20 protein-coding genes are annotated in these 24,386 nt (G+C 72.6%); 8 read left to right on the plus strand and 12 right to left on the minus strand.

The features are described from left to right. Positions 1-767: 767 nt before the first annotated feature. Entirely contained in the window at positions 768-1,013 is a 246-nt protein-coding gene (locus tag FRAAL_RS34005; RefSeq protein WP_193790317.1) for a hypothetical protein, read from the minus strand. A 72-nt stretch (positions 1,014-1,085) separates the two neighbouring features. Between FRAAL_RS34005 and FRAAL_RS35155 the strand changes: the two genes are divergently transcribed. Both FRAAL_RS35155 and FRAAL_RS35160 read left to right on the plus strand, forming a co-directional pair. Then, positions 1,086-2,411, plus strand: a complete 1,326-nt coding sequence (locus FRAAL_RS35155; protein ID WP_231861149.1) for a hypothetical protein — start codon at positions 1,086-1,088, stop codon at positions 2,409-2,411. Positions 2,412-2,683: 272 nt separating this feature from the next. Beyond that, positions 2,684-2,905: a hypothetical protein gene (locus FRAAL_RS35160; protein ID WP_011605905.1), complete on the plus strand. Its 222-nt coding sequence runs from the start codon at positions 2,684-2,686 to the stop codon at positions 2,903-2,905. 321 nt (positions 2,906-3,226) lie between these two features. Here FRAAL_RS35160 and FRAAL_RS20905 read toward each other — a convergent pair whose 3' ends face one another. The 9 genes from FRAAL_RS20905 to FRAAL_RS20945 form a co-directional block, all read right to left on the minus strand. After that, positions 3,227-4,309 carry an LLM class flavin-dependent oxidoreductase gene (locus FRAAL_RS20905; RefSeq protein WP_041939572.1) on the minus strand — a complete coding sequence of 361 codons (1,083 nt, stop codon included), beginning with the start codon at positions 4,307-4,309 and terminating at the stop codon, positions 3,227-3,229. A 13-nt stretch (positions 4,310-4,322) separates the two neighbouring features. Beyond that, complete coding sequence (locus tag FRAAL_RS20910; RefSeq protein WP_050997199.1) at positions 4,323-6,281, minus strand: FAD-dependent oxidoreductase; 1,959 nt, start codon at positions 6,279-6,281, stop codon at positions 4,323-4,325. Positions 6,282-6,292: 11 nt separating this feature from the next. Next, positions 6,293-7,639: an NtaA/DmoA family FMN-dependent monooxygenase gene (locus FRAAL_RS20915; protein WP_011605908.1), complete on the minus strand. Its 1,347-nt coding sequence runs from the start codon at positions 7,637-7,639 to the stop codon at positions 6,293-6,295. Positions 7,640-7,706: 67 nt separating this feature from the next. Then, positions 7,707-8,540: an ABC transporter ATP-binding protein gene (locus FRAAL_RS20920; protein WP_011605909.1), complete on the minus strand. Its 834-nt coding sequence runs from the start codon at positions 8,538-8,540 to the stop codon at positions 7,707-7,709. Then, positions 8,530-9,468, minus strand: a complete 939-nt coding sequence (locus FRAAL_RS20925; protein WP_011605910.1) for an ABC transporter ATP-binding protein — start codon at positions 9,466-9,468, stop codon at positions 8,530-8,532. Before FRAAL_RS20925 ends, FRAAL_RS20920 begins: the two co-directional genes overlap by 11 nt. Next, the gene (locus FRAAL_RS20930; RefSeq protein ID WP_011605911.1) at positions 9,465-10,358 is read right to left on the minus strand and encodes an ABC transporter permease; all 894 of its coding nucleotides are present in this window, start codon (positions 10,356-10,358) and stop codon (positions 9,465-9,467) included. Before FRAAL_RS20930 ends, FRAAL_RS20925 begins: the two co-directional genes overlap by 4 nt. Before the next feature lies 1 nt (position 10,359). After that, positions 10,360-11,394 carry an ABC transporter permease gene (locus FRAAL_RS20935; protein ID WP_011605912.1) on the minus strand — a complete coding sequence of 345 codons (1,035 nt, stop codon included), beginning with the start codon at positions 11,392-11,394 and terminating at the stop codon, positions 10,360-10,362. Positions 11,395-11,536: 142 nt separating this feature from the next. Then, positions 11,537-13,105 carry an ABC transporter substrate-binding protein gene (locus FRAAL_RS20940; RefSeq protein WP_011605913.1) on the minus strand — a complete coding sequence of 523 codons (1,569 nt, stop codon included), beginning with the start codon at positions 13,103-13,105 and terminating at the stop codon, positions 11,537-11,539. Between the two features lie 63 nt (positions 13,106-13,168). Next, positions 13,169-14,629: an NtaA/DmoA family FMN-dependent monooxygenase gene (locus FRAAL_RS20945; RefSeq protein WP_050997200.1), complete on the minus strand. Its 1,461-nt coding sequence runs from the start codon at positions 14,627-14,629 to the stop codon at positions 13,169-13,171. 500 nt (positions 14,630-15,129) lie between these two features. Here FRAAL_RS20945 and FRAAL_RS20950 point away from each other — a divergent pair, with 500 nt between their 5' ends. Beyond that, positions 15,130-16,029 carry a LysR family transcriptional regulator gene (locus FRAAL_RS20950; protein ID WP_041940817.1) on the plus strand — a complete coding sequence of 300 codons (900 nt, stop codon included), beginning with the start codon at positions 15,130-15,132 and terminating at the stop codon, positions 16,027-16,029. 69 nt (positions 16,030-16,098) lie between these two features. Here the strand turns inward: FRAAL_RS20950 and FRAAL_RS20955 are convergent, their stop codons facing one another. Further along, positions 16,099-17,034 carry an LLM class F420-dependent oxidoreductase gene (locus FRAAL_RS20955; protein WP_011605917.1) on the minus strand — a complete coding sequence of 312 codons (936 nt, stop codon included), beginning with the start codon at positions 17,032-17,034 and terminating at the stop codon, positions 16,099-16,101. Between the two features lie 198 nt (positions 17,035-17,232). On the opposite strand from FRAAL_RS20955, the gene FRAAL_RS20960 reads away from it, so the two are divergent. The 3 genes from FRAAL_RS20960 (at position 17,233) to FRAAL_RS20970 (ending at position 19,457) form a co-directional block, all read left to right on the plus strand. Next, positions 17,233-17,856, plus strand: a complete 624-nt coding sequence (locus tag FRAAL_RS20960) for a TetR/AcrR family transcriptional regulator (protein WP_011605918.1) — start codon at positions 17,233-17,235, stop codon at positions 17,854-17,856. A gap of 222 nt (positions 17,857-18,078) precedes the next feature. Further along, on the plus strand, positions 18,079-19,215 hold the full coding sequence (locus FRAAL_RS20965; protein WP_041939573.1) for a DUF2889 domain-containing protein: 1,137 nt from the start codon (positions 18,079-18,081) through the stop codon (positions 19,213-19,215). Positions 19,216-19,250: 35 nt separating this feature from the next. Continuing rightward, a complete protein-coding gene (locus FRAAL_RS20970) occupies positions 19,251-19,457 on the plus strand; it encodes a hypothetical protein (protein WP_011605920.1) in 207 nt (68 codons plus the stop codon). 108 nt (positions 19,458-19,565) lie between these two features. Here FRAAL_RS20970 and FRAAL_RS20975 read toward each other — a convergent pair whose 3' ends face one another. Continuing rightward, complete coding sequence (locus FRAAL_RS20975) at positions 19,566-22,193, minus strand: CaiB/BaiF CoA transferase family protein (protein WP_011605921.1); 2,628 nt, start codon at positions 22,191-22,193, stop codon at positions 19,566-19,568. 186 nt (positions 22,194-22,379) lie between these two features. Between FRAAL_RS20975 and FRAAL_RS20980 the strand changes: the two genes are divergently transcribed. After that, positions 22,380-23,339, plus strand: a complete 960-nt coding sequence (locus FRAAL_RS20980; protein WP_011605922.1) for an ABC transporter ATP-binding protein — start codon at positions 22,380-22,382, stop codon at positions 23,337-23,339. Beyond that, positions 23,336-24,244, plus strand: coding sequence for an ABC transporter permease (locus FRAAL_RS20985; RefSeq protein ID WP_011605923.1), 909 nt, complete (start codon positions 23,336-23,338; stop codon positions 24,242-24,244). Before FRAAL_RS20980 ends, FRAAL_RS20985 begins: the two co-directional genes overlap by 4 nt. Positions 24,245-24,386: the final 142 nt, after the last annotated feature.

Consider the following 24,386-nt stretch of genomic DNA (forward strand, 5'->3'; position numbering starts at 1 on the left):
TCGAGGTATCCCCGCGCCGGCTCGTCACGAGTGCGACGGGAGGTCCCAGGTGCAGAGTTGCCGACAGATGCCCAGTTTGTCGGGGAGGCCGAGAATCTCCGCGAGGTTCTGAACTGCTTCGACCTACCAGCTGGCACTTGCCAGGAAAACCATGCGCTCCGACACAGGTGGCACCGTTTCCCCGCCCCCGACCGAGATAGCAGGCGTTTCCGCTAACGTCGCCTTCCAATTTGCTATTCACGGGACCGGAAAGGCGTGTCGCCACGGTGATTTTGATCGCATGTGCGAGGCTGAGTTCTCCTATGGAGCACCTTCTGCGCCATGGATAACCTTCATCGAAAGGTAGGAGGGTATGGCCTCAAAAAAACGCCTCGTGCTATTGCCGGCACTCGGCGCTTTTGGAACGCTAATGCTCTGCGGAACCGCCAACGCCGAACCGCCGAATCTCATCAACGGGTGCGTCAACCAATTCACGCAGATCGCACGGATCGTAACCGATCCGACCGTATGCCACGCGTACGAATACCGCGTGGTGTGGAACCGAGAAGGCGTCCCAGGCCCGGCAGGCACTGCCGGCGCCCCAGGACCAGCAGGACCAACAGGACCGGCAGGACCCGCTGGCACCAATGGCGCACCAGGACCGACGGGACCAGCAGGACCAGCAGGCGCTAACGGAGCCAACGGCGCACAAGGACCGACGGGACCCGCAGGACCGGCAGGCGCAAACGGAGCCAACGGCGCACAAGGGCCGGCAGGACCACAAGGCGCTAACGGCGTCGCGGGCCCGGCAGGTCCGGCAGGTCCGGCAGGCACTGACGGCGCCCCAGGACCAGCAGGCCCAACAGGACCGGCAGGACCGGCAGGACCCGCTGGCACCAACGGCGCACCAGGGCCAGCGGGACCAGCAGGCGCCAACGGAGCCAACGGAGCCAACGGAGCCAACGGCGCACCAGGGCCAGCAGGACCGGCAGGACCAGCAGGCGCCAACGGTGCGAACGGAGCCAACGGCGCACCAGGGCCGGCAGGACCAGCAGGACCAGCAGGCGCTAACGGAGCCAATGGCGCCAACGGCGCCAATGGCGCCAATGGCGCACCAGGGCCGGCAGGACCCGCAGGCGCTAGCGGCGCAGCAGGACCAGCAGGACCAGCAGGACCTAGCGGCGAGACTGGACCGACAGGACCGGCCGGCGCTGACGGCATCGCAGGCCCCGCAGGACCCGCAGGCCCCGAAGGTCCGGCAGGACCAGCCGGCACCGACGGCGCCACCGGCCCAGCAGGACCAGCCGGCGCTGACGGCATCGCAGGCCCCGCAGGACCCGCAGGCCCCGAAGGTCCGGCAGGACCAGCCGGCACCGACGGCGCCACCGGCCCAGCAGGACCAGCCGGCGCTGACGGCATCGCAGGCCCACCAGGACCAGCCGGCACTGACGGCGCCACCGGCCCCGCAGGCCCCGAAGGCCCCGAAGGCCCGGCAGGACCGGCAGGACCAGCAGGCGCTGACGGCATCACAGGACCGGCAGGACCAGCCGGCACCGACGGCGCCCCCGGCCCCGCAGGCCCAGCAGGACCAGCCGGCACCGACGGCGCCACCGGCCCAGCAGGACCAGCCGGCGCTGACGGCATCGCAGGACCGGCAGGACCAGCCGGCACCGACGGCGCCCCCGGCCCCGCAGGCCCAGCAGGACCAGCCGGCACCGACGGCGCCCCCGGCCCCGCAGGACCAGCCGGCGCTGACGGCATCGCAGGCCCACCAGGACCAGCCGGCACTGACGGCGCCACCGGCCCCGCAGGCCCCGAAGGCCCAGCAGGACCAGCCGGCGCTGACGGCATCGCAGGACCGGCAGGACCAGCCGGCACCGACGGCGCCCCCGGCCCCGCAGGCCCAGCAGGACCAGCCGGCACCGACGGCGCCCCCGGCCCCGCAGGCCCAGCCGGCGCTGACGGCATCGCAGGCCCACCAGGACCAGCCGGCACTGACGGCGCCACCGGCCCAGCAGGCCCCGAAGGCCCAGCAGGACCGGCAGGACCGGCAGGACCAGCCGGCACTGACGGCGCCCCCGGCCCCGCAGGCCCCGAAGGCCCGGCAGGACCAGCCGGCACTGACGGCGCCCCCGGCCCCGCAGGCCCCGAAGGCCCAGCAGGACCGGCAGGACCAGCAGGCGCTGACGGCATCACAGGACCGGCAGGACCAGCCGGCACTGACGGCGCCCCCGGCCCCGCAGGCCCCGAAGGCCCGGCAGGACCAGCCGGCACTGACGGCGCCCCCGGCCCCGCAGGCCCCGAAGGCCCAGCAGGACCGGCAGGACCAGCAGGCGCTGACGGCATCACAGGACCGGCAGGACCAGCCGGCACTGACGGCGCCCCCGGCCCCGCAGGCCCCGAAGGCCCGGCAGGACCAGCAGGACCGGTAGGCCCGGCAGGCGCTGACGGCATCACAGGACCGGCAGGACCAGCCGGCACTGACGGCGCCACCGGCCCCGCAGGCCCCGAAGGCCCGGCAGGACCAGCAGGACCGGTAGGCCCGGCAGGACCAGCAGGACCGGTAGGCCCGGCAGGCGCTGACGGCATCGCAGGACCGGCAGGACCAGCCGGCACTGACGGCATCGCAGGACCGGCAGGACCCGCAGGACCGCAAGGCCCGGCAGGACCGGTAGGACCGAGTGGCGTCACTGGGTATGAGCAGGTGAACGGGCCGGTAACGCCCATTGTTGCCGGAACCAACATCGTCTCGGTCGCGATCCCAGCGGGTAAGGTTCCGGTCGGCGGTGCAGAAATCACCGCGGGCAACGATTCGGCGCTCATCAACAGCTTCGGCCCCGATGGCGCGGGAAACTGGTCGGACCGCATTCTGGCGAGCTCCGGAGGCGGCACAGCTCAGGCGATCGTGTTTGTGATCGACGCTTAGAAGATCTTCCTGAGAGTCTGTTGTACCGAAGAGGTTCCCTGACGGTTCGACTGGGATCCAGCGCAACCCCGACCAGACGGTCCTTCGGTGGTCGATACAAGGCAGGGCCTCCCGCCCAGCTCGTCAGGTCAACTATGGACGAGCGGCAGGAGGCCCTGCTGTCGTACAGGCACCCATGCGATGCCAAGGCAAGCCGATCTACCAGAAATCCGATCCCCGGGTCTTCACCCCGATCCGGTCACGAACGACACCTCATGTGCGGCGCAGCTCGACAAGCGCTGGAGGCACTGGTCGGCCGGACCGTGGATCAACGGCCTTGGTTCAGAGTCCGGCCAGTGCGGGCTGGGCGGGGGATGCGGGTTTCCAGCCCAGGGCGGGCGCGACCTCGGTGGCGATGAGCTCGAGCGCCCGGATCGCCACGTCGTGATCGACGACCGCCGGGTTGAACTGGGCGATCAGATCCGTGGCGACCGGCAGCACCTGCTCCTGGCGCAGCTGCGCGACGATCTCCTCCGGGTGACCGTAGAAGGAGTGGAACCGGCGGAGCGCCTCATCGGTGTCGATCCCCTTCGGGAAGGCACCGTGCCCGGAGAACCGTTGCGCGGCCGCGAGCACGTGCGGTCCGATCTGGGCCAGCGCGGTCCGCCGGTCGGCCGAGGGAAAGACGAACCGCGACAGTCCGATGCGCGGCGGGCGCGGCAGGTTCCACGCGGCGAGGTACGCATCGGCCCAGGGCCGCTGCACGGCGTCGGTGGGCTCGTCGTAGCCGTAGGCGGCACGGTTGAGCAGCAGGTTCGAACCCGAGGCGGCGGCGTACTCGGCCCCCGGCGCGCTGAAGACGCCCTGCCAGATCCGGTCGGTGAAGTCGCGGGCCGGTGGCTGGATGGTGAAGCCCGGCGCGCCGACCTCCTCGTTCGCGAGCGCCTTGCGCAGCACCGCCAGCCCCTCGCTGGTCAGCTCACGACGGCGGCCCACGTCCCGGCCGAAGGCGGCGTACTCCAGCTCGCTGCCACCGCTGCCGACGCCGATCTCGACCCGGCCGCCGCTGAGCGTGTCGACGACCGACACGTCCTCGGCCAACCGGACCGGATCCTCCAGCGGCAGGATCGTGATCGCCGTGGCGAGCCGGATGCGCCGGGTGCGCGCGGCGGCGTAGGCCAGGAACGTCCAGGGTGAGGGCAGGCCACCGCCGCCGAGGGACACGTGGTGCTGGGCCACCCAGCCGACGTCGAAGCCGAGCTCGTCGGCGACGACGAACAGCTCCTGCGCGTGGTCGTAGGTGGATGCCAGCTCGCCCGGGCCCTGGACGTGGGTGAGGAAGCCGAGCCGGAAGCGCGGCGAAGCGGAACCGTCGGTGGCGGGGCCGTCGGTGGCGGGGCCGCCGAGGGCTGGGACGTCGGTCATGGTCAAACGCCTCTCAGGAACGGACGGACGCGCTCGTGCCGGCCAGGTCGACGCCGGTCGCCACGGCGACCTCCGGTGCCGCGCGACCCTGATTCACCGCGCGACCCTGGTCCACGGCGCGACCCTGGTCCACCGCGAGGTTCCCGTCCGCCGGGGGGACCTGATCCGGGATGGTGCCGAGAACCTGGCCGGCACCGAGGACGAGGTCGAGGACGGCACCGGCGCCGGCGGCGGGAAGCTCGGCGCCGCGCCAGGCCACGTGCTGGTCGGGGCGGACGAGCACGTTGTCGGCGCCGTACAGCGCACGCACCGCCGGCTCGGCCAGGTGGACGACCGTGAACGGCAGCGATCGGGCGAGCGCCTCGGCGACGAGGGCCCGCTCCACCTCCCGGTCCGCGGACAGCACGAGCAGCGCGAAGCCGAGGCCGATGCGGTCGTAGAGGGTGTCGCCGTAGGGGTCGACCAGGCCGTTCGGTGCCCGGTGTCCCGGCCGCGGGTCGTCCTGGTAGACGTCGGCGCGCCACGGGGGTTCCGTGTCGAGCTGTCCGTCCTCGTACCAGATCGCCGACGACGCGTCGTAGCGCTCGTCGAAGGTCACGCCGGGCGCGCCGAGAGCGCCCTGGCTGATCCGGGCACGGATCTCGGCGCGGCGCGCCTCGGCCTGCGGGCTGTCGTCGGCGTCGTCGGGGATGCCGAGCCGGCGCAGTTCCGCCAGCAGCGCGTGCGAGCGCCGCGAACGCTCCAGCGCGTGGTCGGCGATCCGCCAGTTGTGCCGGCGGCGCTCCTGGTCGTAGGAGTCCAGCAGCTCCTCGGGGGCCTGGCCGGCGAGCACGGCGGCGAGCTTCCAGCCGAGGTTCGCCACGTCGCCGAAGCCCTCCCCGAGGTTGCCGCCGGGGGTGCGCACATGCGCGGCGTCGCCGGCCAGCAGCACACGTCCGCGCCGGAACGTCCGCGCGATCCGGGTGGCGTCGTAGAAGGTCGTCGACGAGACCAGTTCCAGGTCCAGCTCGAACCCGAAGGCCGCCTGGGCGGTGGCGAGCAGCTCCGCCTCGGTGGGGGTGTGGTCCAGCGGGTACGGCCCGGCGTACACGCGCCACTCGCGGGTGCTCACCGCGGCGAGGAAGCCGGCGGCCCGCTGGTTGAACACGATGTTGGTGCCGCTGGGCGCGGGGCCGACCCGGTCGGAGATGTCCTGGGTGCGCACGATGAGCCGCAGCCGCTTCTCGGTGGCGTGGGCGCCGTCGCGTTCGATGCCGGCGAGCCGGCGGACGGTGCTGCTGCCGCCGTCCGCGCCGAGCAGGTAGCGGGCCCGGATGGTGCGAGGCGCGCCAGAGGCATCGGAGACGGCGGAGGCAACAGAGACGGCGGAGACGTCGGAGGCGTCGGGCTCGTGGAGCACGTCGGCCTCGATCCAGTCGACGCTCTCCCGCAGCGCCACCAGCCGCCAGCCACCGGCCACCCCGACGCCTCGCCGGTCGAGATGGTCGAGGAAGACCCGCTGCAGTGCGCTCTGCGGACGGCGCAGCGCCTCCTCGGCGGAGGGGCCACCGCCAGACGAGCCCGCGAAGGACGGGCGGCGGGGTGCCAGCAGCTCATGACCGACCAGCGAGGTGACCAGCCGGATGCCCTGGTTCCACTCCGGCGGGAACGTCCACTCGTCGCGGATGTGCTGCAGCAGCCCCCAGCGGCGGAAGTGTTCCACCGTGCGCGGGCTGTGGCCCATCGCGCCGGCCCGGACCAGCGTCGCAGCGCGGGCGCGGTCGACGACGGCGACCCGCACCCCCCGGGCGGTGAGCTCCACGGCCGCCGACAGGCCCACCGGGCCGGCGCCGACGATCAGCACGTCGACCTCGGTCGGCGGCGTGGCGGTGGGGAAGCGCACGGTGTGGACGTCGCGCCCGCCCGTGGGCGAATAGGCCTGGCCCGCGTCCTCCAGGCTCACCGCGGCCTGGTTCGCCGAATGGTCCGTCATGGTGGTCCTCCTCAGGCCTGGGCGGCCGCGGGCTCGCGCTCGCGCGTGTAGCGGTTGACCGGGATCGGCAGGCCGAGGTTGGCCCGCAGCGTGTCGCCGGTGTACTCGGTGCGGAACAGCCCACGCTTCTGCAGCGACGGGACGACGTCGGCGACGAAGCGCTCGAGGTCGTCGTGGGTGCGGAAGCGGAGGTTCAGCCCGTCGGCCGCGCCGGTGGTGAACCACTGCTCGATCGCGTCGACGACGGTGTCCGGCGCGCCGGTGAACGGCGACGGCTCGTACTCGGTCACCGTCTCGACGACCTGCCGCAGGGTGAGTCCCTCCTCGCGGGCATGGCGGACGATCTCCAGGCCGCGGGTGCGCCCGCCCTTCTCGGCCAGGTGCGCGAGATCGGGGAACGGCGCGTCGAGGTCGTGCCCGCTGAAGTCGTAGGCGCCGAAGCTGCGGCCGAGGAAGCCGAGCTTGCGGTCGAAGTCGTTGTCGGCCTCGAAGATGTCGCGCGAGAGCCGGTGCGCGTCGGCGTCGGTGGCGGCGAGGACGGGGCTGGCGCCGACGAGGATGACGACGTGGTCGGGATCGCGCCCGAGCGCCGCGGCCCGCCGCTTGATGTCGGCGTAGTAGTCCTGCGACTGCGCCAACGACCCCCCGGGGGCGTAGATGCCCTCCGCGACGTGGGCGGCCAGGGTGCGCCCCTCCTCGGACACGCCGGCCTGGAAGATCACCGGCTGGCCCTGCGGCGACCGGTCGAGGTTGAGCGGCCCGGCGACCCTGAAGTGCTCGCCGACGTGGTCGAGGGCGTGCAGCTTGGTCGGGTCGAGGAAGAGGTTGCGTTCGACGTCGGCGGGGAAGGCGCCTTCCTCGTAGGAGTCCCACAGCCCGCGCACGACCTCGACCGCCTCGAGCGCCCGGCCGTAGCGGGTGGCGTAGTCGAGGTGCTCGTCGAGCCCGTAGTTGCGTGAGGTGCCGGTGTCGAAGCTGGTGACGACGTTCCAGCCGGCGCGCCCGCCGCTGATGTGATCCAGCGAGGCGAACCGGCGGGCGAGGTTGAACGGCGAGTTGTACGTCGAGCTCGCCGTGCCGATCAGGCCGATGTGGCGGGTGTGGGTCGCGACCGCCGACAGCAGCGTCAGCGGTTCGAGCCGGCTGAGGTAGTGCGCCGGGTAGCCGGCGTTGATGAACTGGCTGTCGACGATGAAGTACGCGTCGAACAGTGCCTGCTCGGCGGTCTGCGCCTGGCGGATGTAGTAGTTGATGTCGACGCTGGCGTTGCTCGGGACGCGCGGATCCTTCCACAGGCCGTGCTGGCCGGGACCGCCGACGCCGTAGGCGCTCAGGGCGAGGTGGAGCGTGCGGGACATGTCGGGTTCCCTTCCAACGGATGACGTCCGGCCTGGTCAGGGGTCGGGCCGGACCGGGTTCAGGCGTTCAGGCGTTCAGCAGGGCGCGCAGCGCGTCGCGTTCGGCCCGGCTGGCGGCGACCGAGCGCAGCGTCGGCGCCGAACCGACGAGCAGCCGGGCGTAGGGATGGCGGGGGGCGCTGATGACCGCGCGGGCGTCCCCCACCTCGACGAACTCGCCCTGGTAGAGCACGGCGACGCGGTCGGCGACGCCGGCGACGGAGCCGAGGTCGTGCGAGATGAAGATCAGTGCGACGCCGGCGCCGCGTAGCTCCTTGAGGATCTCCAGGATTCCGACCCGGTTGGCGGAGTCCAGGGCGCTCACCGGCTCGTCCAGGATGATCAGCGCGGGCTCGGTGACCAGGGCGCGCGCCACCGCGACGCGCTGGCGCTGGCCGCCGGAGAGCTCGCCGGGCAGGCGGCCGAACAGCTCGCTGTCCAGGCGGACGCGGGCGAGGTAGGCGCGTCCGCGCTCGATCGCCTCCTTGCGGCCCACGCCCTGGACGAGCAGCGGCTCGATGAGGGACTCCTCGATGGGCAGGTCGGGGTCGAGGCTGCGCAGCGGGTCCTGGAAGACGTACTGGACGACGCCGCGGCGACGCAGCGCGCGCCACTGTCGGGGGGAGTACCGGGACACGTCCTCGCCGTCGATGAGGATCCGCCCACCGGAGGCGCGCACCAGGCCGAGCACCGCCCGGGCGAAGGTCGACTTGCCCGAGCCGGTCTCGCCGATCACGCCCACGGTCTCGCCGCGGGTCACCGACAGCGAGACGCCGTGCAGCACCCGGCGCCGACGCCGCCGCGGCCCGTAGTGAACCTCGAGATCGGCGACCTCCAGGACCGGCCGGCCGTCAGTGGACACCGTCCAGCTCCTTCCGCTGCGCGCCGGCGCCGACCTTGACGCTGGACTCGGGGTCGGTGGTCGAGTCCGCGTCCGAGTCGGTGTCGGCGTCCGAGTCGGTGTACGAGTCGGCGTCGGTGTCGGCCAGGTAGCGGTCCAGGCCGTACTGCTCGTGTTCGGCGATCAGCAGGCGGGTGTACTCGTGGCGCGGGTGGTAGAGCACGTCCGCGGTCGGCCCGTGCTCGACGACCTCGCCCTCGCGCATGACCAGCACCTCGTCGCAGACCTGCGCGACGACGGCGAGGTCGTGGGACACGACGACGAGCGCGAGGCCGCGGCGCTCCCGCAGGTCGGCGAGCAGGTCGAGGATCTCGGCCTGCACCGTCACGTCCAGGGCGGTGGTCGCCTCGTCGGCGATGAGCACCTGCGGGTCGGCGGCGATCGCGGTGGCGATGAGGACGCGCTGGAGCATCCCGCCGGACAGCTCGAAGGTGTACTGGTCGTAGACGAGCTCCGGGTCGCGCAGGTGCACGGCGGTCAGCAGTTCGAGCGCGCGCCGGCGCGCGGCCCGCCGCCGCAGCCCGGACTTGACCTGGATGACCTCGGCGATCTGCGACCCCACCTTGATGGACGGGTTGAGGTAGGAGGCGGGGTCCTGGAACACCGCGCTGATCGTCGACCCGCGCAGGTCGGTCCACTGCGGGGTCGTCAGCCCGGCGATGTCCCGGCCGGCGATCTCGATCGAGCCGGCGGACACGGCGAAGTGCGCCGGCAGGATGCCGAGGATCGCGCGGCAGGTCAGCGTCTTGCCGCTGCCCGACTCCCCCACGATGCCGACGGCCCGGCCGGGTCTGAGCTCGAACGAGACGCCGTGCACGATCTCGCGGTCGTTGACGTCGTCGCGGATCCGCACGTCGCGGACCGCCAGCGTGGGACTGGTTGTCGTCATCGGGCGGCGCCTCCGGCGGGGATCGGTTCGGCTGGGTCGAGGCGGCGGGCGCGGGCCCGGCGGCTGTTCAGCAGCGCGCGCCCCGCCTCCCCGGACACGTCACGGATGGCGTCGGCCAGCAGGTTGCTGCCCCACACCGTCGCCATGATCAGCAGGGCGGGGACGGCCGGGGCCCACGGCTGGTAGGACAGGTAGCCGAGGTCGGAGGCGAGCAGGCCGCCCCAGGTCGGTGCCGGCGGCTGCACCCCGATGCCGAGGAAGCTCAGGCTGGAGACGACGACGAAGCCGACGCCGATGGTCTGGGCCAGCGCCACCGCGACGGGCGGCAGCACCTTCCCCCACACGTGCCGGCGCGCGATCCAGCCGATCGACGCGCCGGAGATCAGCGCCGCCTCGACGTACTGCGAGCGGGCGACCGCCAGCGTCGCCGCCCGCGCGACCCGGTAGAACAGCGGCGAGACGAGCACGCCGACGGTGAACATCGCCTGCGGGATCCCGTTGCCGAGCAGCGCGGTGACGGCCACGGCGTAGATGAGGAACGGCAGGGCGATGAGCGTGTCGGCGATCCGCAGCGTGAACCACTCGAACACGCGGCCGAAGTACACCGACAGGATGCCCGGGACGACGCCGACGGCCAGCGCGATCAGTGCCACCTCGACCGAGCCGAGCACGCTGGTGCGCGAGCCGGCGAGCAGCCGGCTGAACACGTCCCGGCCGAGGTAGTCCGTCCCGAGCCAGTGCTCCCAGGAGGGGCCGGCCAGGGTCAGCGCACTCGTCCCCAGCGGGTTGTGCGGGGCCAGGGTCGGGCCGAGGATCGCCAGCAGGGCGATCAGGGACAGGACGCCGACGGCGAGCCGGCCGGTCGGCAGCGCCAGGACGCGACGGACCATGTCACACCCCCCGCTGCGAGGCCGGGGTGACCCGGCCCAGGACGACGTTGACGATCAGGTTGAAGGTGACGACCAGCACGATCGAGACGACGAGCACGCCCTGGACCGCCGGCACATCGCCGGCCTGCGCGGAGTCGTTGGCGAACCGGCCGAAACCCTGCAACCCGAAGATCCACTCGGTGACCACGGAGCCGCCGATGAGCGTGGGGAACCGCCAGCCCAGCACGCTCAGGGCGGGTCCCACGCCGTTGCGCAGCACGTGCCGGAAGAAGATCCGCCGCGGGCTGAGCCCGCGCACGATCGCGCCGGTCACGTAGTTCTCCTGGTAGGAGGCGATGAGGCCGGAGCGAAGCTGGCGGGCGACGTCGGCCATCGGATCGAGGCTGAGTGCCAGCGCGGGCAGCAGGATGTGGGTGAACCACGGCCACGTCCCCACGCTCGCCGGCACGTAGCCCGCGGCCGGCAGCCAGCCGAGCCCGACGGCGAAGACGGTCACCAGGACGATGCCGACCACGAAGGGCGGCATCACCGAGAAGACCGTCAGGAAGCCCGTGATCGCCCGGTCGATCCAGGTGGTGCGGCGCACCGCCGCCAGGGTGCCGAGCCCGAAGCCGAAGACCACGCCGATGATCAGCGCCAGCGTCACCACCGACAGGCTGATGGCCAGGCCGTTGCTGATCAGCTCGGCGATGTTCGCGCCGTTGGACCAGCTCGCGCCGAGCTGGCCGTGCAGGATGTTGGTGAACCAGGTCCAGTACTGCGCGAGGAACGGGCGGTCCAGGCCCCACTGCTGCTCGATGCGGGCGACCGCGTCCGGGGTGGCGCTCTCCCCGAGCTGGATGTGGGCGGGGCTCAGGCCGCTGATCGCCCGAAGGGCGAAGGTCAGGAAGGTCGCCACCAGGAAGACCGGGACGAAGATCGCGACCGAGCGGGCCAGGGTGACCAGGACGCGGCCGGCGGCCCGCCGCGCCCTGGCGGCGGCGAGCACTGCGCCCGGGTCGGCAACGACCGCGTGGTCAGCCGTGCTCACCGCCATGGGTTGCCTCCTCTCTTCAGGCCGGAAGGGGCGTGGATGGACGTCGGGTGGGCGCTGATGGCCATGGGTGGGCGTGGATGGCCATGCGGTGGACGTCGGTGGGCGCCGCGGGTCGGCGCAGACGTGGCCGGGGTGAGCCGGATTAGTCGCCGATGGTCACGCCGGTCCAGTCGACGTGGGCCGGGTTGGCGGGCAGCGCGGAGATCGCCTTGTTCTTGGCGAACACGTTCGGGCTGGAGTAGGTGAAGACGAGCGCCTTGCTCTGCAGGCCCACGCGGGTGGCCGCCTGCAGGACCTGCGGGTAGGCCGGCGCGTCCAGCGGCGTCTGGCGGACCTTGGCGATCGCGGCCTCGAAGCCGTCCGGCTCGTACGGCGAGCTGAGGTTCAGCGGGCCGTTCGGGCCGAAGTGCGCCGTGAGCGTCTGGACGGCCGAGTCACGACCGGTCGTGCCGTACAGCGAGAGCGTCAGGTCCTTGGCGAAGAAGGGCGTCGCCCAGTTCTTGTTGATCTTGATGGTGACGGTGATCCCGATTGCCGCGAGCTGCGACTGCACGATCTCCGCCGCCGGGTCCTCCTTCGGGATGACCAGGTCCAGCTTGATCTGGCCCGGCTTGAAGCCGGCCTGCTCGAGCAGCTGCTTCGCCTTCGCCGGGTCGTACGGGTACAGGTTCGCCGACTTCTCGTCGTAGGCGATGTACCCGGGCGGGAAGGGCTGGTTGGTCGGCTTGCCGTACCCGAAGGTGAGCTTGTCGACGAACTCCTGCCGGTTGGTGGCATAGCGGACCGCGTCGACGACCTTGGGGTTGTCGAACGGCGCCTTGTTGATGTTCAGGCTGATGTTCGAGGCGTTGAAGCCCGGCTGCACGAAGACGTCGAGGCCGGCCGCCTTGGCGGCCTTCGCCTGGCTCGGCGCGAGGTCGGCGAAGTTGTAGACGCCCGTCTGCAGACCTGAGACGACCGTCGACGCGTCGGGCGCCGAGACCAGCTCCACGTTGTCGATGTGAATGTTCTTGGCGTCCCAGTAGTTCGGGTTCTTCTTCAGCAGGACCTTCGTGCCCGGAATCAGCTGCGTGACGACGAACGGTCCGGCGCCGACCGGGTTCTGGTCGAGCTTCGCCGGGTCCGCCGCGGCCTTGGGACTGGCGATCTGCAGCACGCGCTCACCGAGCAGCAGGGGGATCTGGTGGTCGACCTGGGTGAGGTGGACGACCACGTCGAGGTCGCCGCTGGTGGTGACCGACTTGATCGAGGTGAGATCGCCGAACAGCGCCGAGTTCTTCTGCGACTTGGCCCGGTCGATGGCGTTCTTGACCGCCGCGGCGTCGACCGGGGTGCCGTCGCTGAACGTCAGCTTCGGGCGCAGGTGGAACGTGATCTCGTCGCCGGCGCCGTTGTAGGCCCAGCTCTCGGCCAGATCCGGGACCGCGTTGCCCTTCGCGTCCGTCTTCGTCAGCGCGGCATACGGCAGGGCGAGGATGCGGAACTGGGCCCCGCTGCCCCCGACCACCGGGTCCCAGTGCGTCGGGAAGAAGGACGACGCCCACTTCAGGGTGGCGGTCCTGCCGCTTCCGCCCCCGCCGCCGGCGGCGGCACCGGCGCCGGAACCGGAACCGCAGGCACTGAGAACGAGGGCCGCGAGGGCCAGCAGGGCCCCGAGGACGGCGCCGCGTCTCGTGCGGCGGGCGGATGGCAGGTGTCGCTCGGAGGTCATCTTCTTCTTTCCCTGTTCGGACGTCGATGAATGTGCGGCGGTTCAGGAATGACGTGCGATGGTTCAGGAGACGAGCGCCGAGGCCGCGCTGTCGGCGGACACCGCCTCCTCGGCGGACACCGCCTCACCGGCGGCGGCTGTCTCGTCGGCGGCGGCTGTCTCGTCGGCGGCGGCTGTCTCGTCGGCGGAACGCTCCTGGCGGCGGGCCGCCGTGTACCTGTTCTCCGGGATCGGCAGGCCGAGGTTGCCGCGCAGGGTGGTCGACTCGTATTCGCTGCGCACGACGCCCCGCTCGCGCAGGATCGGCAGCACCTGATCGGTGAAGCGTGCGAACTCGCTCGGCGCGTTCACGGTGATGTTCACACCGTCGAAGCCGCCGGCCTCGAACCAACGCTGAATTTCGTTCGCGACGGTCAGGGGCGAGCCCACGAACGGGGAGCGGCGGGCCCGCAGCTGGTGCTCGACCACCTGGCGCAGCGTCAGGTTGTTGTCCCGCGCCAGCTTCGTGATCCCCTCCGCGTGGGTGCGGAAGCTGCGCTCGGCGACCTCTCCGACCTCGGGGAACGGCGCATCCAGGTCGTACTGCGAGAAGTCGTGCCAGCCGAAGGGCCGGCCGAGCTCGGCGAGGGCCCGCTCGAAGCTTCCCTCGCCGAGGATCGCGTCCTCCTTGGCGCGGGCCTGCTCGTCGGTGTCGGCGATGATCGGGGAGATCCCCGGAACGATGAGCAGGTTCTCCGGGTCGCGGCCCTTGGCGGCCGCCCGCGACCGCAGCTCGGTGCGGAACGCCTGCGCCTGCTCGAGCGTCTGCGAGTGCGTGAAGATGGCGTCGGCGATGCTCGCGCCGAGATCGCGACCCTCCTCCGAGTCGCCCGCCTGGAAGATGACCGGCTGACCCTGGGGAGTGCGCTCCAGATTCAACGGTCCGACCACGGAGAAGTATTCGCCGACGTGATTGAGTGCATGCTGACGGCTGCGATCGAAGAACACGCCACGCTCTTTGTCGCGAGGGAAGGCGTCCGCCTCGTAGGAATCCCACAGACCCTGCGCGACTCGCACGTGTTCGATCGCCCGTCCGTACCGGGTCGGATAGTCGAAGTGCTCGTCGCGGCTGTAGTTGCCCGCCGTTCCGGAGTCGCCGCTGGTGACGACGTTCCAGCCGGCCCGGCCGCCGCTGATGTGGTCGAGCGAGGCGAGCCGGCGGGCGACGTTGAAGGGCTCGTTGTAGGACGTCGTGATCGTTCCCACCAGACCGATGTGGCGGGTGTGGACGGCGATCGCGGACAGCAGCGTCAACGGTTCGAGCCGGCTGAGGTAGTGGTTCGGGGAGTCCGCGGTGATGAACTGGCTGTCGACGATGAAGACGTGATCGAACCGCGCGGCCTCCGCCTCCTGGGCACGGGCGATGTACCAGTGGACGTCCACGCTGGCGTCGCCCGGGATCTCGGGGTCCAGCCACGTGTTGTGCTGCCCCGGACCGCCGACGCCGATGAGGACGGCGCCCAGTTTGAGCGTGCGAACAGGCATGGTGGAACCTTCCCGGTCTGGGGGCGAAACGCGCACGACGACGACGTCGTCCGTCGGCCGAATCCGGTTGCGGACACGGCACAATGACGCGCTGGGCTACAGAGCGCCCCGGGTTACGGAGCGCGGTGAACTACGGGGGCGCGGTGAACTACGGGGGCGCGGTGAACTACGGGGGCGCGGTGAACTACGGGGGCGCGGTGAACTACAGCGCGCGCCCACGTACGCGGAAAAGGACGGCGACAGCTAAGGGAGCGGAGACAGCTACATCGCGTCGCCGGAGCGGGCGACGGCTTTGGCTGCGGCGGCGCAGCGACCGATCAGGTCAGCGACAGAGCGCTGCCTGGCCACGGGCGAGATCCAGCCAACGACAACACGTGAGCATCACGGCGGTCGACTGGGTCATGGGGATGAGCATGCTGGTCCGGGGCCCGGATGTCCAACGACGCTTCGTTATGGCGATCAATCGCGTTCGGTTATGAATGTCCAGTACCCTGACCGACATGCGACGGATACTGGACATCGCCCCGCTGCGCAGCTACGTCGCTGTCGCGGAGTGTGGCGGTTTCCAGCGGGCCGCGACGTCGCTGCATCTGAGCCAGGCGGCGGTGAGCCAGCACGTGCGCCGGCTCGAGTCCGCCACCGGGCGCGTGCTCGTCGAACGCCAGGGACGCGGCTCCCGGCTGACTCCCGACGGCGAGCACCTGCTCCGCCAGGCCCGCCGGATCCTCGCCATCCACGACGAGACGCTGCACGGCTTCGGCATGGAGACCGAGGAGACCGTCGTGATCGGCTCGACGGAGCATGCCGCGGCCCAGCTGCTGCCCTTCCTCGCCGCGGCGCTGGAGCAGTCGCTGCCCCGCTACCGCATCCGCTTCCGCATCGACCGCGGCACCAACCTGCGCGAGGGGCTCGAGGCGGGGCGGATCGACCTGGCGTTGCTGCTCGGCCCGGCCACGGACCCGCGCGCGACGTCGGTCGGCGACCTGGAGCTGACCTGGTACTCCTCTCCCCTGTGGCGGCGGCCCGCGGCGACGCAGCCGATGCCCGTCGTCGCCTTCGACCATCCCTGCGCGCTGCGCACCTGCGCGTTGGAGGCCCTGTCGTCGCAGGCGATCCCCGCGGTGATCGGCGCCGAGGCGATCCAGCTCGCCGGCGTCCAGGCGGCCGTGGGGGCCGGCCTGGGCGTCGCCCTGATGGCCACCCTGGGGCAGACGCCCGAGGGGCTCGTCGCCCGCGACGACCTGCCGAAGCCCGCGCCCCTGCCGCTCGCCGTCTGGTCCCGGCACGGCCTGGCCGCGATCATCTCGGAGCGGGTCGCGGCGGCGTTGGGGGGGCTGCTCGCCGAGCCGGCGACGGCCGAGGCGGCCATCGAGAGCCGCCAGCTCGCCAGGAGAGGCTGAGGCTCGCCAGGAGAGGCTGAGGCTCGCTGTTCCAGGCCGGGATCCGGCCGCCGCGGCCCGCCCGCCTACTCAGACGTGCGGGAGCACCTCGGCGGCGATCAGGTCGAGGTGGTCGAGGTCCGCCAGATCGAGCACCTGCAGGTAGATGCGGCTCGCCCCGGCACCGTCAGGACCGAAGGTCGCGAGCTTGGCCAGGATCTCCTCGGGGGTGCCGACGAAACCGTTGGTGCGCAGCTCGTCGACCTCTCGGCCGATGCGCTCGGCCCGCCGGGCGAGCTCCGCGTCCGACTTCGCGCAGACGACGACGTTGGAGGTGGAGTAGACGAGGTCCGCCGGATCGCGTCCGGCCGCCGCGGCCACCTCCCGGACCCGGGCGAACCGCTGCCCGACCACCTCGGCGGGGGCGAAGGCGGCGTTGAACTCGGCCGCGTAGGCGGCGGCGAGCTGCGGGGTGCGCCGCGGCCCGGCCCCGCCGATGATGATCGGCGGTCGGGGCCGCTGCACCGGCTTCGGCAGCGCCGGGCTGTCGGCGAGCTGGTAGTACCGGCCGTCGTGGGAGAACGACTCGCCGGGCGGGGTTCCCCACAGCCCGGTGATGATCGCAAGCTGCTCCGTCAGCCGGTCGAACCGCTCCTCGACCGACGGGAACGGGATGCCGTAGGCGGTGTGTTCCGCCTCGAACCAGCCGGCGCCGAGGCCGAGCTCCACGCGGCCGCCGCTCATCGCGTCCACCTGCGCGACGGCGATGGCCAGCGGCCCGGGCAGCCGGAAGGTCGCGGAGGTGACGAGGGTGCCCAGCCGGATCCGCGAGGTCTCGCGGGCCAGGGCCGCCAGCGTCACCCAGGAGTCCGAGGGCCCCGGCGACGGATCACCCGGCCCCATCCGCAGGTAGTGGTCGGAACGGAAGAATCCGTCGAAGCCGGCGTCCTCGGCCGCCCTCGCCACGGCGAGCTGTCGCTCGTAGGAGGCGCCCTGCTGAGGCTCGATGAAGATGCGCAGATCCATCCGTCCACCCTGGCAAACGGCCGCCGGATCCGCGCGGCGGCCCCCGGCCGGGAGGTGGGGTCGGACCCGGGCGGGCGGCCCGCAGGTCGGTAGGGTGATCGTCCAGGTCTGCCGGGAGGCGAGGGGGCCGGGCTGGGCCTGGCCCACGGCTGGGTGACCAGGGCGAGGGCGGCGCGAGGGCGGGGTGGAGGTGGCGCGGTGACGGTCCCGGACGACCAGGACGACGAGCGGGAACTGATCATGGACGCCGCGTACCGGTGCCTGCTCGCGAGCGCGGGCGTCTCCGTGTCGATCACCGACATCCTGCACGCCGCAGGCCTGTCGACGCGCGCCTTCTATCGCCACTTCGCGTCCAAGGACAGCCTGCTGCTGGCACTGTTCCGCCGCGACTGCGAGCGCGTCACCGCCGAGCTGACCGCCTCGATCGCCGCGGCCCCGACCGCCCGCGAGGCACTGCGCCGCTGGATCGACGGCGTGCTGCACCTGATGTCGGCCGAGCCCCGCCGGCGCCGCGCGCTGATCCTGAGTTCCGAGGAGACCCGCCGGGCCCGCGGTTTCGCCGCCGAACGGGAACGGTTCCAGACCGACCAGGAGGCGGCCCTCGCGGCGATCCTGCGCCGGGGTGTCGACGATGGCTCCTTTCCCCGGGCGGATGCGCGGGCCGACGCCGAGCAGATCCAGGCGGTGCTCGGCCGGGCCCTGGATCGCCAGCTCCTGTGCCCGCCGGCCGAGCGCCCCGCCGAGACGGCGGACCGGATCGCCGACTTCGTCTTCCGCGCCCTCGGCGCGTCCCCCGGCCGGCCCGCCCCCGGCGTGGGCTGAACCCGCCAGCACTGCGCGGCTCCCGTGCGACGACCGCCGTCTCGGGCGCGGCGCCGGCGTTGACAGCCGGGCCCACGGGAACAATTCTCTGAAAAAGACGTTTTCATTTACGTAGCCCCGAGCATGGCCACCAGCCGAGACGCGGCGGGCCCACCGGATCATCCGACGGGTGGGTCTCGTCGAGGTTCGGGAACGCACACCGAAAGGGAGGTGCATGCGCCGATGACGACGGTTCCCCTGCGGACCCTGCATCCGCGGCACGGCATCCACGAACCGACCAGCGGCACGCTCGCCCGCGCGGCCGGCTCGGTCCGCCGCACCACCACGATCGACATGCTGCGCCCCGAGGGGTTCGGCGGCCCGCTGCACCTCGTCGGCCGGGGCCGCGACCTGCGTACCGCCGACGACCGGCCGGGCGGCGCCGGGAGGACCGGCGAGTGGCCGGGCGAACGGCCGGACGGCGACAGGGTGGACGGCGACAGGGTGGACGGCGCTGCAGCGGGCGCCGAGGTGCTGGGCGAGGCGGCGGTGCACGCCGTGGTGGACTTCACCGCCGGGCGGGAGCTGCGCCAGATCACCAGCGACCCGGCGCGGCCGGCGCTGACCGGGCTGGTCGGACGCTCGGTCGCCGCGGGCTTCCGATCGCGCCTCGACGAGGTCGACCCGGCGCTGGCCACCGAGGAGAACCTGCTCTACCTGCTGCTCGACGACCTGCCCGGCGCGGCGCTCGTCTCCGGCCACGCCTACGGCGCCGCCGCGCAGGAGGCGCGGGAGACCGGCAGTCCGGCGATCCCGCCCCTGCGCCAGGGCGACTACCGCCACGTCGCGGACCTGTGCGCGGGCTTCGCCACGGGTGGGACGATCATGAACGAGGTCGAGGCGTTCGGCCACTCCCCCGTGGTGACCGGTCCGATCGCCCCGTCGCTCGATCGCCCCGGCGACCCGCTGGCCTGGCACGACACCCCGCCGCTGCCTGCGCGCGGCATGCGCCGGGCGCGCCGGGTCGACGTCCGCCTCGACGGCTCCGCCGCCCGGGCCCACGTCGACGCCCTGTTCCGCGACTCCTACGTCCTGCCCGAGGGCGTGGCGACCGTCATCCACGAGTACACCGTGACCGCCGAGGTCGACACCGCCACGTCGACGTTCCTGCGCTGCGAGGCCACGCCCCGCGCGCTGCCGTTCGTCGAGTGCCCGGCCGCGGCCGCCAGCGCCACCCGGCTCGCCGGAATGCCGCTGGCCGGGCTGCGCCCGTTCGTGCGCCGGACCTTCCTCGGGACGTCGACCTGCACCCACCTCAACGACACGCTGCGCGTGCTGGAGGACGTCCAGGCGCTGCTCGGCGCGCTGCGGACCGGCTGAACGCGTTGGCTTCGACGAGAGACGGAGAAGGACTGATGAGCGACAACGTGATGTACGACTCGCCCACCGAGTTCCTGCACGAGGCCGCCAACTCCGGCGACCTGTGCGTGGCCCAGTCGGTGCGGCCGAACGACGACGGGACCTACGCCGTGTCCTGCTCGTGCGGGCGGTGGACGGCCAGCGCGCCCACGATGGAGGAAGGTCTGCGGCTGGCCCGGGTACACACCGGCTCGCAGCGCTGACCCTCGACTCGCGGAAAATCCGCACCGCCCCGACGCGAACAGCATCGTCGCCGCGGTCAGCGCCATCGTGACAGACGATCAGGGGGCACTGCGGGTCGACCACAGGGCTCAGCCGATGACGGCTCGGGCGCGCAGGTCCTTGATCTTCTCGTCGCCGTAGCCGAGCTCGTGCAGGATGGCCTCGGTGTGCTCGCCGGCCAGGCAGCCGCCCGGGCTGCGGGTGGCCGACCGGGAGAAGCGCACCGGTGGGCCCATGCGCAGGTGTTCGTCGAAGATGGGGCTCACGGCCGGCGAGGCGTATTCGGCGGCGAGCACCGGGTCGGTCTGGAGCTGCAGCTCCGCGTCCATCTCGGTGACCTGGACGCAGCCCACGTCGGCGGCGGTCAGCCGCTGTTCCCACTCGGCGGCGGGGCGGGTGGCGAAGATCCGGCCAAGCGCGACGGCCAGCTCGTCATCGTGCTCGGCACGGGCGGCGGCCGTGGCGAACCGGGGGTCGACGGCCAGGGCGTCGGCAAGGGGGGCGGCGGCCAGCTCGACGGCCGGATCCGCCGCGAGGGTGGCGACGAGCGTCGCCCACTCCCGCGGCGTGGGCGCGGCGAGGAACACCCAGCCCCGCGCGGCCGGGTACATCCGGTAGAGCGCGGTCAGGCCGTGCCCACCCTCGTCGACGGCGGGCCGCGCCGGTCGGCCCGCGTACTCGACGACGTGCTCCAGCAGCGCGTGCATGCCCGTCGCGATCATCGTGACGGTCATTGGGCCGAGGGGACGGCCGCGGGTGCGGGCCAGCAGGCCGAGCGAGATCGCCGAGGCCACGCCGAGCGCGGCGAGCCCGTCGGCCTGCAGACTTGTCACCGCCGAGGCCGACCTGATCCGCACGGAGGCGGACTTGATCTCCGCGAGTGAGGTGGCCTTCGCCGCGTTCGGCGCCTCGGTCAGCGCGATTCCGGTGGCCGCGCCGATCGACGGCGCATAGGCGGGCCTGTCCCCACAGGGGCCGTCGGTGCCGTAGCCGGGCGCGTTGACGTAGATCAGGTCCGGGTTGACCGCCCGCAGCGTGGCCGCGTCGACGCCGGCCCGCTCGGCGGCGCCGGCGCGGAACGCCTGCAGCACCACGTCGCTGCGCCGCGCCAGCTCGTGCACGATGCGCCGGCCCTCGTCGGTGCCGAGATCGAGGGCGATGCTCTCCTTGCCCTGCATGACCCGCACCGCGCCGAGCTCCGGGAAGGGCAGGATCCGGCGGATGGTGTCGCCCTCCAGCGTCTCGACCTTGATCACGCGGGCGCCGAGGTCGGCCAGCATGGTCGTGCCGAACGGGGCCGCGAACATCAACCCGAACTCCAGGATGGTGACACCGGCCAGCGGCGGACCAACCGGCGCCGACACGGCGGATTCGGCAGGCGGGTCGGCGGAGCGGCCGGCGGCGGAGCGGGTGGTGGCAGAGCAGGTGGTGGCGGAGCGGGTGGTGGCGGAGCAGGTGGTGGCGGAGTGTGGGGCGGCGGAGCGGGCGGCGGCGGCCTCGGCGCGCAGGTCGGCACCGTGCTCGTCCGGCCGGGGGGCGGGGCGCGGCGGCGTCAGCGGGGCGCCGTCGACGTGCACGAGGGTGGTGGGGCGGCGGACCGGGCCGTGCTCGGCGGTGTCGAGGACGACGACACGGCCGTCATGACGGATCTGCGGATGGTCCAGCACGCCCGAGCCGACGGTGAACACCTCGGCGTTGATGTCCGGGTTGGTCGCGAAGACCTGCTGCCAGTCCGCGAGGGTGCGCTCCCCCACCTTGCGGATCATGATTTCCCAGAGCTCGGTGCGTAACTCCTGGGTCTCCAGGACGGGTAGGCCCGCCCACTTCGGGTCGGCGAGCAGCGGTGTGAGGCCGAACTCCGCCAGCATCGCCGCGAACAGGCGGGGCTCGACCTGGGCGAACTGCAACCAGTGGCCGTCCCTGGTCGGCGCCACGAGCAGGGGGTAGACCAGCGCGCTGACCGGATCGCCCGTCGGGGTGGTGGCATCGACGGTCCGGTAGGCGTCGGGGAAGCGCACCGCGACGAGATGCTCGAACCAGCCCCAGGTGTCCATCATGCTGACGCCACGGACCAGGTCGGCCTCCACGTGCTGGCCGCGCCCGCTCGACTCCCGCTCGACCAGCGCGGCCACGATCCCCTGCACGGCGGTGTGGGCGGCGCCCCAGGTGGCGTAGGCGACCGAGCAGTACGCCGGGCCGGGCCGGGGAACCAGCCGCCGCTTGGCGTGGAACATGCCGAGCTTGGCCATGACCAGGGCCTCGTAGCCCTTCAGGTCCGCCCAGGGCCCGGCCGAACCCCAGCCCGTGATCGCCGCGCTGACCAGGCGCGGACGGTGCCGGGCGAGGTCGTCGGGGCCGAGGCCGAGGCGGCGGGCGGTCCTCGGGCGCAGCGTGGTCACCACGACGTCGGCCCCGGCGAGCAGCCCGTCGAGCACGTCCCGGTCGGCCGGGTGGCGCAGGTCCACGACGATGCTGCGCCGGCCGCCGCCGACAGCCGGCCAGGCCGGCGAGCGGCGCAGCGGGCTGCCCCCCGGCGGCTCGACCCCGACGACATCGGCGCCGGCGTCGGCCAGGAACTGGGTCGCCAGCGCTCCCGGCATCGTCGTCGACAGGTCGATCACCCGCAGTCCGGCGAGCGGCGGACTCGACACGGGCACCGGACTCGACACGGGCACCGGGCCGTCTGGTCCCGGCCCGAAAAGGGAGGCAGTGCTCATGTCGACTCCAGACGCAACCGCGGATCCGTGGAGGATTACCTAGAACACGTAGTGCTATATGTTAGGTAGATCACAGTAGCTGTCAAGGACCGAGATCGGCGCGCGGTCGGCACCATGACTGTTGTCATGCGGGACCGGTGACGCCCATGACTGGGACCGTCGGCGCGCGGCCGGGATTGTTGATCCATGACGAGGAACCCCCCGCCGCCGGGCGCATCGCCGCCCAGCGTGCAGCTCGCCGGCCTGCGCAAGCGGTACGGCGGCGTGCAGGCCGTCGACGGCGTCGATCTGGTCGTGGCCCCGGGCGAGGTGGTCGCCCTGCTGGGCCCGAACGGCGCCGGCAAGTCGACGACGATCGACATGCTGCTGGGCCTGACCCGCCCCGACTCCGGCGAGGTCCAGCTGTTCGGCCGCTCCCCCCGCCAGGCGTGCACCGCCGGGCTGGTCGGCGCGATGCTGCAGAACGGTGGGCTGCTGCCCGAGATCACCGTGGGAAAGATGCTGGCGGCCGTGCGCGCCCTGTACCCCCGCGCGCTGCCGACCCGGGAGGTGCTGGCCCGCGCCGGGGTCGCCGATCTCGCCGACACCCGCACCGATCGGCTCTCCGGCGGCCAGCGCCAGCGGGTCCGCTTCGCCCTGGCCCTGCTCCCCGACCCCGACCTGATCGTCCTCGACGAGCCGACGGCCGCGATGGACGTGACGAGCCGCCGGGCGTTCTGGGCGTCGATGCGGGCCTGGGCGGCCGGCGGGCGGACCGTGCTGTTCGCCACCCACTACCTGGAGGAGGCCGACGCCTTCGCCGACCGGATCGTCCTGCTGCGCCGCGGCCGGGTCATCGCCGACGGCCCGGCCACGGAGGTCAAGGCGCTCGTCGGCGGCCGGACGATCCGGGCCACGCTGCGCGGGCTGGACGCGGCCGGGCTCGCCGGGCTCGGCCGGCTGCCGGGGGTGGCCCGGGTCGAGGGCCGCGGTGACGCGGTCACGCTCACCTGCCCCGACAGCGACGCGGCCCTGCGTGCGCTGCTCGCCGCCCACCCGGCCGCCGAGGACATCGAGGTCGTCGGCGCCGGCCTGGAAGACGCCTTCGTCGCGCTGACCACCGACGACGCCACCGACCCCAGCGCCCGACAGGAGATCACCCGGTGACCGGCAACCCCGCAACCGCCTCCACCCCGGCGGCCAGCCCCAGGGCGGCAGACCCCACGACCACCTCCGCCACGGCCACCTCCGCCACGGCCACCTCCGCCACGGCCGTCAGGTCCGCCGGCATCCGGGCCGGCGGCACCCAGACCGGCAGCGGCACCGCGGACGCGGTGCTGACCTACGTCCGCTACGTCCGGTCCGAGATCACCCGGGTCTGGCGCAACACCCGACTGCTGATCTTCACCCTGCTCCTGCCGATCATCCTGTTCGGCGCGTTCACCGCCGGGAGCGCGGGCGACCGCCTCGGCGACCTCGCCGTCGCCCCCTACATCATGATCAGCATGGCGTCGTTCGGGGCGATGAACGCCGTCCTCGGCAGCGCCGGGCGGATCGCGACCGAGCGGTCGATCGGCTGGAACCGGCAGCTACGGCTGACCGCCCTGACCGGGCCGCAGTACGTGCTGGCCAAGGCGACCACCGGCTTCACCCTGGCGGTGCTGCCGATCGTCGCGGTGTTCGGGGCCGGCGACGCGATGCGGGGGATCCGGCTGTCGGCCGGGACGTACCTCGGCGCGGGCGCGTCGATCCTGCTCGGACTGGTGCCGCTCGCGGCCTTCGCGATCTGGCTCGGCTACCTCGTGCGTCCCGAGAACATGCAGGCGATCTCCGGTGGGGTGTTCAGCCTGCTGGCGCTGGCCGGCGGGATCTGGGTGCCGGTGGAGAACTTCCCGGGCTGGCTCGCCGACGTCGTGAAGCTGCTGCCCATGTACTGGTCGGCGCAGGCCGGGCGGGCGGTGCTCGCCGGCGGCTGGATCGGCGGGCGCGGCCTGGCGACCCTGGCGGTGTGGACCGTCGTGCTCGGCGCGGCCGCCGGCCGGGCCTATCTGCGGGACCAGCTCCGCACCTGACCGGCGCGCACGCGGGAGAGGTAGCACTCACTCTCTTCCACTTTCAAGCTATAGCACACTGGGGGGCTTGCGGCAAGACCCGGGGCGTGCCGCAGAATCGCTGGCCGAGGCCAGAAGCTGCGGAAGAGGAGAGTCACGGAAT

Source organism: Frankia alni ACN14a (genome assembly GCF_000058485.1).
In the GTDB taxonomy this organism is placed as follows: Bacteria; Actinomycetota; Actinomycetes; order Frankiales; family Frankiaceae; genus Frankia; species Frankia alni.